The organism is Synechococcus sp. R6-7 (assembly GCF_047461695.1).
Taxonomy (GTDB): domain Bacteria; phylum Cyanobacteriota; class Cyanobacteriia; order Thermostichales; family Thermostichaceae; genus Thermostichus.
In genome coordinates this window covers 1-8,557 of record NZ_JANSHS010000103.1, presented here as the reverse complement: position 1 = coordinate 8,557, position 8,557 = coordinate 1, and the positions used below count along the sequence as shown (strand labels likewise).

Here is an 8,557-nt window from a genome sequence, read left to right as displayed (position 1 = left end):
TTTCAGCTCTTGAAGCGGGAAGAAGAACGGGATCAGTTCACCATCTACAATCTCGGCCAGACATTGAACAACAGTTTCTTTGCCTTCAACCTCAGCCGCGCCCGTAACCCCCAGACCGGGCGGCCTTTTGTGGATCCCGTCAAAAGCCGCTGGTTTAACGATTTGAACTTCCGCCGGGCGGTGGCCCACGCCATGAACCGGCAGTTTTACGTCGATAGCGTCCTGCAAGGGTTGGGCCAGATCCAGCACTCGGTCTTCTCCCCCGCCAGCCCCTTCTACCTCAGCCCTGAAGAGGGCTTGCCCACCTACGACTACAACCCTGAAAAAGCGCGGCAACTGCTCCTCGATGCCGGATACACCTACGATGCTGAGGGCCACCTGCGGGATTCCGAGGGCAACCGTATCCGTTTCACCTTGCTCACCAACGCCGGCAACAATCAGCGGGAGGCCACTGGCGCGTTGATCAAAGCTGATCTGGAGCGGATCGGCATCACCGTTGATTTTACCCCCATCGCCTTCAACACCCTGGTGCAGCGCACCGATAGCCGCGACTGGGAAACCCTGCTGCTGGGCTTTGGTGGCGGCGGCACCGAGCCCAACAACGGCTCCAACATCTGGCGCAGCGACGGCCGTTTGCACCTCTTTAATCTGGGAGATTTGCCCGGCAACCCGGCAGAAGGGGTTGAGGTCAGCGATTGGGAACGGGAGATCGACCGCATCTTTATCGAAGGGGTGCGGGAGCTAGACTTTGAAAAGCGCAAGGCCCTCTACGACCGGTTTCAAATCATCATCCAGGAACAGCTGCCCCAAATTGGCACTTTCAACCACCTGGTTCTCTCGGCCCTGCGCAACCGCATTCAAGGGGTGGATCCCCGACCCATTCTGGGGCCATTGTGGAATTTGGATCAGCTCTACATTCAAGAGTAGAACTTCTGATGATGTGGGTGATGTGGGATAGGGAGAGGCTGTCTGAACTGTTGAGTTGTGTCCCTATCGCCACATTTGGCAGGTGAAACTTAGTTGTAGGTTGGGTTGCGGATGTCCTGAATTTTGCAACTATTTCACCGTCAACTCCACGTCCCCCGCACTCCTGAGAATGTTGATCCCCACTCCCCCCGCTTGTAAATAGAGGCCGATGTCCAGGGATCCCTGGCCCACCTGCACATTCTCAAGAATGACATGGGGCAGCCACAGGGGCAGAGTGGGCTTGGTTAAATGTACCCGTTGAGCCAGCCCGTCGATCTCCAGCCCCAGACAAGCCTGCAGCAGCAAAAACACACTGGCCGCCGCCCAAGACTGGGGCAGACAGGCCACCGGATAAAGGGTGGGGCCCTCCCGCTGTCGCCGCCGAAAGCCACAAAACAGCTCAGGCAGCCGCTTCAGCTCCAGAAACTGGCTGGCATCGAACAGCGCTGTCAAGACCCGCACCGCTTCGCCCTTGAAGCCATAGCGAGATAAGCCTGCGGCAATCAAGGCATTGTCGTGGGGCCAGATGGAGCCATTGTGGTAGGACATGGGGTTGTAGCGCCCCTCTCCCTCCGGCACCGTGCGGATCCCCCAGCCGCTGAAGAAAGCTGGCTCCAGCAGTTGCCGGGCAATGCAGGTAGCATGCTCGGGATGGGCAATCCCCGAAAACAGACAGTGGCCCATGTTGGAGCTGCGCACCCGGCAGGGTTGCTTCTGGCCATCCAAAGCCAGGGCATAGCCCCCCAACTCTTCGCACCAGAAGTGATCCCAAAACTGCTGCTGCAGCTTTTCCGCTTGTTGTCGCAACTGGGCTGCTTGCTCTTGCCGCCCCAGCAGCTCGGCCATCTCTGCTGCCAACTGCTTAGCTTCGTAGGCATAGCCCTGCACCTCGCACAGGGCCAAGGGGGGTTCTGCCAGGGATCCGTCCGGGTAGAAGATGGCATCTTCAGAATCTTTCCAGCCCTGGTTGCGCAGGCCCCGCCGCGCCTTGCCGGCATACTCCAAAAAGCCGTCCCCGTCCACATCCCCGTAAGTGTCCATCCAGTGCAGGGCTGCTTCGATGTTTGGCCAGAGCTGCCGCAACAGCTCTAGATCGCCGCTGCGCCGCACGTAGCGCCCTGCTAGCACCACAAACAAAGGGGTGGAGTCAATGCTGCCGAAATAATTGCCAAAGGGGATCTCGCGCGTCTTGGCCATCTCGCTGGAGCGCTGCTCATGCAGGATCTTGCCAGGCTCGGCATCGCGGCTGGGATCCACCTCCTGGGCCTGGTGGGCCGCCAGATACAGCAGCACCCCCCGCGCCAAGTCTGGAAACCACCAGAGAGTGGCCAGGGCGGTGATCAGGGCGTCGCGCCCGAAGACCGTGGTAAACCAAGGCACCCCCGCATAGGGATAAAGCCCGTAGGGAGTGCGGGTGAGCATCATCAGCAGATCATCCCGTGAGGCGTTGAGCCAATCGTTAAACTGAGCATTGCCGGTGTCGATCCGGTGGGCTTGCGCCCGCAAGGAAGCCCTTTGCTCCCGCTCCGCCTGCAGAGCCTCCTGGTAGGTCAAAGGGGCAATCTCCTCCCCGCCGTAGCTGCAGATCACCCTCAGCTCCAAATCCCGTTCCTCCTGCGGGGCCAAAGGCACCCACCACTGCGCCAGCTTCTCCGACACTAGCTCCGGCGCCGGCAAAAATTGCAACTGGGTTTGCCGCTCCACTCCATCTAAGCCGCGGTAGCGGAGAACCACTCCCTCAGGGTTCACCTGGGCCGGCAGCACTTGACCCCGCTGGGCCCGTCGGATGCCCCGGATCTCAAAAATATCGGCAAAGTCCGCCTCAAAGCGCAGGGTAATCGGCACGCGAAACGGCTCCGAGCCGTAGTTGTGAATGCGAATGCGCTCGTAGGCTACGTTGTTCCACAAAAAAGTAGTCCGTAGAACATGCAGGGTATCTTGACCGATAAACTGCCCCTCTGAGGTGGTGAACTCCGGGTTGGTCAGATCCACCGCCAAAATATCTTTGTCTTCCCGCACCTCTGAGCTGAGCAGCAGGAACTGCTTTCCCTGCAAGTCCAACACCCAGCGGGACAAAAAGCGGGTGTCGTCCCGGAAGAGGCCATGATCCCGGATGCCGAGGGGGCGCATGTTCCCTCGCCGGTCAAAGATGGCAAAGCAGTTGTCATGCTTGAGAACATGAGAGCGTGCCTCCACCCAAGAGGCGCTGGCCCGGATGTAGTACTGATCTTGAATTTGGATGATGTCTTCTGCCATCTCGGTCTTCTCGATCCCTATCCAGCCGGTCTCCTACGCGAACAGCTTACTGCTATCGGTCCACTCAAAGAAGGCGAAGAAGCAGGGGCCCCCCGATGCAGCCCAGCAGCCCTAGCTGCTACTTGGCCCATCTAAGCCTTATTAAGCTGCCTTCTTCGCGACATCTCCTGCCGCTCGTTCACCAGTTGGCGGTAGAGAGCCTCGTAGTCCGACACCATTCTTTCCACGCTGAACCGCTCCTCAAACACCTGCCGCACCCCGGCTCGGCTCAGGGATCCCACCTTCTCCACAGCCTCCACTGCTTCCTCCACCGAGTCGACAATAAAGCCGGAGCGCCTGTCGGCTATTACCTCGGGTACTGAGCCAAAACGGGTGGCAATTACCGGCGTGCCACAGGCCATCGCTTCAATCATCACCAGCCCAAAGGGCTCCGGCCAGCGGATGGGAAACAGCACCGCATAGGCCTTGCCCAAAAACTCGCTTTTCTCTTGGTCGGTGATTTCCCCTATGATCTCCACATTGGGGTGGCGACTGGCCAAAGGCTTAATTTCTAACTCGTAGTACTGGCGATCCACCGCATCGATCTTGATAGCAGCCTTCAGCGGCATCCCTGCCCGCGCCGCAATTTCAATAGCCGTGTCCAGCCCTTTTTCCGGGGAGACCCGGCCCAAAAAGGCCAGGTAGTCCCCCTTTTCTGGATAGAAACGGTAGAGATCCAGGGGCAAGCCGTGGTAGACCGTCCCCACCCAGCGGGCCTGGGGCAGCGGCAGCCGCTGGGCGTTGGAGATGGAGACCACCGGAATGTCCTGAAACTCGGTGTAGAGGGGCTGCAGCTCCGGAATGTCCAGTCGCCCGTGTAGGGTGGCCAAAAAAGAAACCTGCGGGTGGCGACGGGCCAGGGCATAGGGATAGTAGTCGATGTGGCCGTGGATGATGTCGAATTCGTCTGCCATCTGAAAGGCTTTCTCCACCATCAAAATATGAGGAGCCACCGTGTCGATGGCCGTGGGATCCAAACGCAAAGCCCGCTCCCGAAAGGGGATGAGGCGAGCCTGGGTTTGGGAGTCGCCGCTGGCAAACAACGTCACCTCATGCCCCCGCCGCACCAGCTCTTCGGTGAGCCAAGACACAACTCGCTCGGTGCCGCCGTAGAGCTTGGGGGGCACACTCTCATGCAAAGGGGCAATCTGAGCAATGCGCATAGCCATCCTCCACACCGAATCATCACTGCTTAACGAAAACTTCTGCTGGCGCTCCGCCGCCGACCCTTGGGATCCCCTGTTGAGGGCACGCCATTCCTGGCTAGACTGTTCCAGAGTGAGCAGGAAAGGAGTTCAGGCTGCCGCCACCTGCCGGAGAGTTGAAGAGGCTTGAATGAGAACCCCAGCCATCACTTGCTCTTGCCCGCCGCGGCTTAATTTTCCTCCTCAGCGCTGGCTGTGGAGTTGCTTCGGGGCCATGGCCATAACGGCTCTCACGGCTGTTGCCGCTTGGGCGCGGCCAGTGCTGGAAGTACGCATGACCCTGGGCTTGCCCATCAGCCCCAACTACTGGTACATGGTAGCTCTCAGCCGGGCCGGCAGCCCTGGCCCTACCGCCAACTTGGTGGATCCCAACGTCCGTGTGGGGCCCAACGAGTACACCTTTGTGCGGGACTGGGATTACCTCATTCGGGTTACCCCCCTCAACGAAGAGTCAGTCTTGCAGGCCACCATCCAGCGATTTGGAGAGCCGGAACGGGAGTTTGCCGTCGGCTTTAACCAGGTACGGGTTAATCGCCTTACCCGTGACCGCGATACCCTCAATTTCCAGATCGATATATCCGAGCTGCAGGGCCTTGATGGGCGAGACCAAGATATCCAGGTGGCTCTGCTCACCGCCCGTGCCCCCTTCCGCGTAGCCCCTGAAGAGACCAATCTGGCCATTGATGCCACCCGGGGGGATCTGCCCAACTTCTATCGCCTCAGCCTGTCCAATCAGCGGCAGGTGGTTGTGGACGACCCCCAGCGACAGGAGACGGTGCGCCGCAGCCGCGAATTGATCCAACAAAGTGGCTCCGGGGCTGCCCTCACTCGCGACCTCATTGAGGGCGGGGCTTTGGAGATTTTGGCCGCCAACATCCTCACCTTCGAGCTGCGCCTGGTGGATCGCTAGAGAGGGATCTCTTCCCATCTGACATCTGCCCAAGACCGTTCTTGCAGCCCGGCAGAGCCTCAATCCCTCAATAGTCGTTCCAAGTTGCCGTGAACCGGCCCATTGGCTTCCCTCTACCCTTGGGAGAAAGGCTCGGGGATCTCAAGCGATTGGAAAAACTCCTTCTCCTGGAACGGGTGCAGGATCCAACATCACAAACAAAAACGACTCCAGCCCCGCCAGGTAGGTGAGCACCTCCTCCTGGGCCGCTTCCGGCTCTAACTTGTTGACCTGGGCCGCTTGCTCAATCAAGGCTTTCACTGCCGTTGGCCCCTGCAACAGGGATCCCAGCCAAGCCATCTGAGGGGCTGAGATGGTCAGGCGCCCATAGCTGGATCCCGGCCAATTCATAGCAAACTCCAGCTTTTTCTCGTGAGCTTTGGCAAAGTTTTGGCGAAATTCGACGTTGTCGGCCAGGATGGGGTTGAGCTGCACTCTGCCCCCCAGCCAATCGGCGTCGCTCCAGGGCAAGACCAAGGAAGAGCCGGGGTGTTCTGCCCAAAAGTCAATGAGGCGATGGTTGGGGTAGATCAGCTCATAAAAGTGATTCTGGTCGGCAGGCGAGAGTTTGTCCAGCTCGGCTTGCAGCCAGGGGGGCATGGCCCTCTCCTTGAACAAAAGCGCCGGATCCCAGTCGGCATAGTCCACCAGACAAACCAGGCCCAGCTCAGCTTCCTCGAGCATGCGCATCAGGTCGGGGATCAGGAAGCCCTTGTCTCCTGGCAAGAGGTAGTTGGCCCGGATGTTTGTGTTGTCTTTGTAGATCTCAGGGTTCCAGCGCAAGGCAGCTCGCAGTTCGTCTGAGGCCAAACTGGCCATGAATTCCCGCACCCGCTGACAGGCTTCGGGGGTGGGCAGATCAAATAGCCCCAGCAGCCGAAACGCCTCTTGCATGCGGAAGATGACCTCCCGCTGGTAGGCGTGATGTAGGTTGGCCCGCAGGATCCCGTCAGGTTTGAGAACCCGCTTAAGCGCCTTTAGCCCCGCCACCGGATCGTCCAGCAGATAGAGCACATCGTTAAGGCTGATGAAGTCAAATTCCAGCCCCAACTGTTCGATATCCAACAGGTCGAGAACATACAACTCCACCTCCCCGAAGCCGTGGTAGCGCAAGCGTCGCTCCGTCACCCGTACCGACTCTGCCGACAGGTCGCACACCACCAGCCGCGCCCCCGGATTGGCCTCCGCCAAGATCAACGTTTCCCAGCCCGAGCCGCAGCCAGCATTCAAAATGAGAGCGCCTTCGCTGGGCACAATGGCGCGGGTGCGGGCGTATTGGGCGGTGGTCAAACTTAGGCGGTACAACCCGTCAATGGCGTTGCGGCCCGAGGCCTCAATGGAAACATTGGGGTAGGGCAATTCTTCGTACAGTTGCCGCAAAGATTCCGCAGTGCTCCGCACCGCTGACCCGAACGAGCTGCTGGCCATAGGGCTCCACACCGCTACCGTGAAGGGATCCGCTGCAGAAAGCTGCCCCCTATCCTACCCGCGATCCCTCCCCCGCAGGAATGCCTCTAAGGCAGCAGCCAGGGTTTCATTCCCCTGCAGATCCAACCCATCCGGCCTCTGGGGTGGGTGGGCGGGATCCCGCAAAAAGTCCCAGGATCCTTGAAAAAACTCCTCTGGCGAGAGAATGCGATGCCAGCCATAGCGCCGCAAACCCTCAACCAGCAACGGCGACTCGGCAAACCCAGAGCGGGTAACACAGGCCATAGGTGTGCGGCTGCGCAGGGCCTCCGCCAAAGTGCCATAGCCCGGCTTGGACACCACCCAGCGGCAGAGGGGCATCACATCCACCGGTCGCCACACCCGCCCATCCAAAACCCGCAAGTTGGGCAAGGGGGGAGCTTCCGGATCAAACGTGAGAAACTGCCAGTCGGGAAAATCTTGGAGCCGCTCGTAAGGAAACCCCTGCACCCCCAGCCCGCCAAAGGTAAACAAAGCCCTGGGTTGCTCCGGGTGTAACCCCAACTGGGCGGCGACCTCTTCTGGTGGGTAGCGGGGATCCGATCCCGTCAGCCCCACCTCCCGCTGATGCGGGAAGGCGCTAGTGCTCCGCACCGCTGACGCGACCATGCTCTCGCTAAAGGGCAGGCGAAACAGAAGGTCACATTGCCCATAGAGCTCCCGAACCCAGGCCACAAACGGTTGAAACTCCGGGCCGTATTCTTGGTAGATGAAATCCCAGCCAAAATTACTGGCCATCCAGCAGGGGATCCCGGCAGCCTGGGCAATGGCTACAGCAATGGGCGGCACATCCGCCAACACCAAAGGCACCCCCTGGGCTCGAATGAAATCCGCTTCTTCTCGAACAAGCTCCGCAGCGCTGGCTTTAAACGCCTTGAGGGCAGCCAACGTAGCCGGCAGATCCGCTTGCAGCCCATCCGGCTGCACCACCCCCACATCCAACGCCCGCGGCCGATGGAGAAACTTCCCCTCCACGTAACGCTCCAGGAGCCAGCGGGGAGCCGGCGTAGCAAAGATGGGCAGAACATGGGGATCCCGCCGCAGCAAAGCATTCACGACCGCCGCCAGACGGGTAACGTGCCCAAACCCGTGAGCTGTTGCCGCCACATACAGAGGAACGGGATTCATTGTGCTCTGCACCGCTAACGCGATAGGACTCCGTCCCGCTGGCGCGAACGCAACCGCCTCAGGACAGAACAGGATCCGCGGGGGGCTTTTCCCTATGGGATCCCCACAGATTGCTGGCCAAAATCAGACCCAGGCCCAGCACGGATCCCAGCGCAATCCTCTCGCCCAACAGCACCGCAATCAACCCCAACGACAAAAAGGGCGTCACATACACCCAGTTGGCCAGGGATCCCCGATGGCCCGCCAACTCCAGAGCCCGCAGCCAAAATACAAAAGTCAGGCCCATCTCCGCCAGACCAATGTAAGCCGCCCAACCCAGCCCCGCAACTGTCCAAGAGACCTCCTGCAACGGCAGCAGTAGCAGGCCATAGAGGCTGCCGAAGAGAAACCCCATAAACAGCTTCAGCACCGCATCTCGCCCATCCCGCACATTGAGCAGCCAGTAGAGCGCCCAGATTCCAGAGCTGCCCACCGCCAGCAGGACCCCCCAGGGATCCCCCGCCTGCAAGGTGCCCCAGGATCCCCCCGTAGCCACCAGCACCACCCC

General features: G+C 60.0%; 7 protein-coding genes. 2 read left to right on the top strand and 5 right to left on the bottom strand.

Going from position 1 to position 8,557, the window contains the following annotated elements; all coding sequences use genetic code 11:
* Positions 1–927: ABC transporter substrate-binding protein (locus tag NW815_RS03725; RefSeq protein ID WP_414415721.1), on the top strand; the 927-nt coding region annotated here is incomplete at its 5' end.
* Between the two features lie 129 nt (positions 928–1,056).
* Here NW815_RS03725 and NW815_RS03720 read toward each other — a convergent pair.
* Positions 1,057–3,222, bottom strand: coding sequence for a glycogen debranching N-terminal domain-containing protein (locus NW815_RS03720; protein WP_414389301.1), 2,166 nt, complete (start codon positions 3,220–3,222; stop codon positions 1,057–1,059).
* A gap of 131 nt (positions 3,223–3,353) precedes the next feature.
* Positions 3,354–4,424 (bottom strand): glycosyltransferase family 4 protein, encoded by a 1,071-nt coding sequence (locus NW815_RS03715; protein ID WP_414389304.1) that lies wholly within the window; start codon positions 4,422–4,424, stop codon positions 3,354–3,356.
* 256 nt (positions 4,425–4,680) lie between these two features.
* On the opposite strand from NW815_RS03715, the gene NW815_RS03710 reads away from it, so the two are divergent.
* A complete protein-coding gene (locus NW815_RS03710; RefSeq protein WP_414330153.1) occupies positions 4,681–5,376 on the top strand; it encodes a hypothetical protein in 696 nt (231 codons plus the stop codon).
* Positions 5,377–5,517: 141 nt separating this feature from the next.
* Here NW815_RS03710 and NW815_RS03705 read toward each other — a convergent pair whose 3' ends face one another.
* From NW815_RS03705 to NW815_RS03695, 3 genes are all read right to left on the bottom strand, one after another.
* Positions 5,518–6,843 (bottom strand): class I SAM-dependent methyltransferase, encoded by a 1,326-nt coding sequence (locus NW815_RS03705; RefSeq protein ID WP_414389307.1) that lies wholly within the window; start codon positions 6,841–6,843, stop codon positions 5,518–5,520.
* Between the two features lie 54 nt (positions 6,844–6,897).
* Positions 6,898–8,010, bottom strand: coding sequence for a glycosyl transferase (locus tag NW815_RS03700; RefSeq protein ID WP_414389309.1), 1,113 nt, complete (start codon positions 8,008–8,010; stop codon positions 6,898–6,900).
* Positions 8,011–8,068: 58 nt separating this feature from the next.
* Positions 8,069–8,557 (bottom strand): EamA family transporter (locus tag NW815_RS03695; RefSeq protein WP_414415720.1); only part of this gene is annotated, 489 nt, incomplete at its 5' end.

Excerpts from the sequence above, each read along its gene's own strand:
- NW815_RS03720 (WP_414389301.1), bottom strand. The coding sequence starts at position 3,222 with ATGGCAGAAGACATCATCCAAATTCAAGATCAGTACTACATCCGGGCC.
- NW815_RS03710 (WP_414330153.1), top strand. The coding sequence starts at position 4,681 with ATGGCCATAACGGCTCTCACGGCTGTTGCCGCTTGGGCGCGGCCAGTG.
- NW815_RS03700 (WP_414389309.1), bottom strand. The coding sequence starts at position 8,010 with ATGAATCCCGTTCCTCTGTATGTGGCGGCAACAGCTCACGGGTTTGGG.
- NW815_RS03715 (WP_414389304.1), bottom strand. The coding sequence starts at position 4,424 with ATGCGCATTGCTCAGATTGCCCCTTTGCATGAGAGTGTGCCCCCCAAG.
- NW815_RS03705 (WP_414389307.1), bottom strand. The coding sequence starts at position 6,843 with ATGGCCAGCAGCTCGTTCGGGTCAGCGGTGCGGAGCACTGCGGAATCT.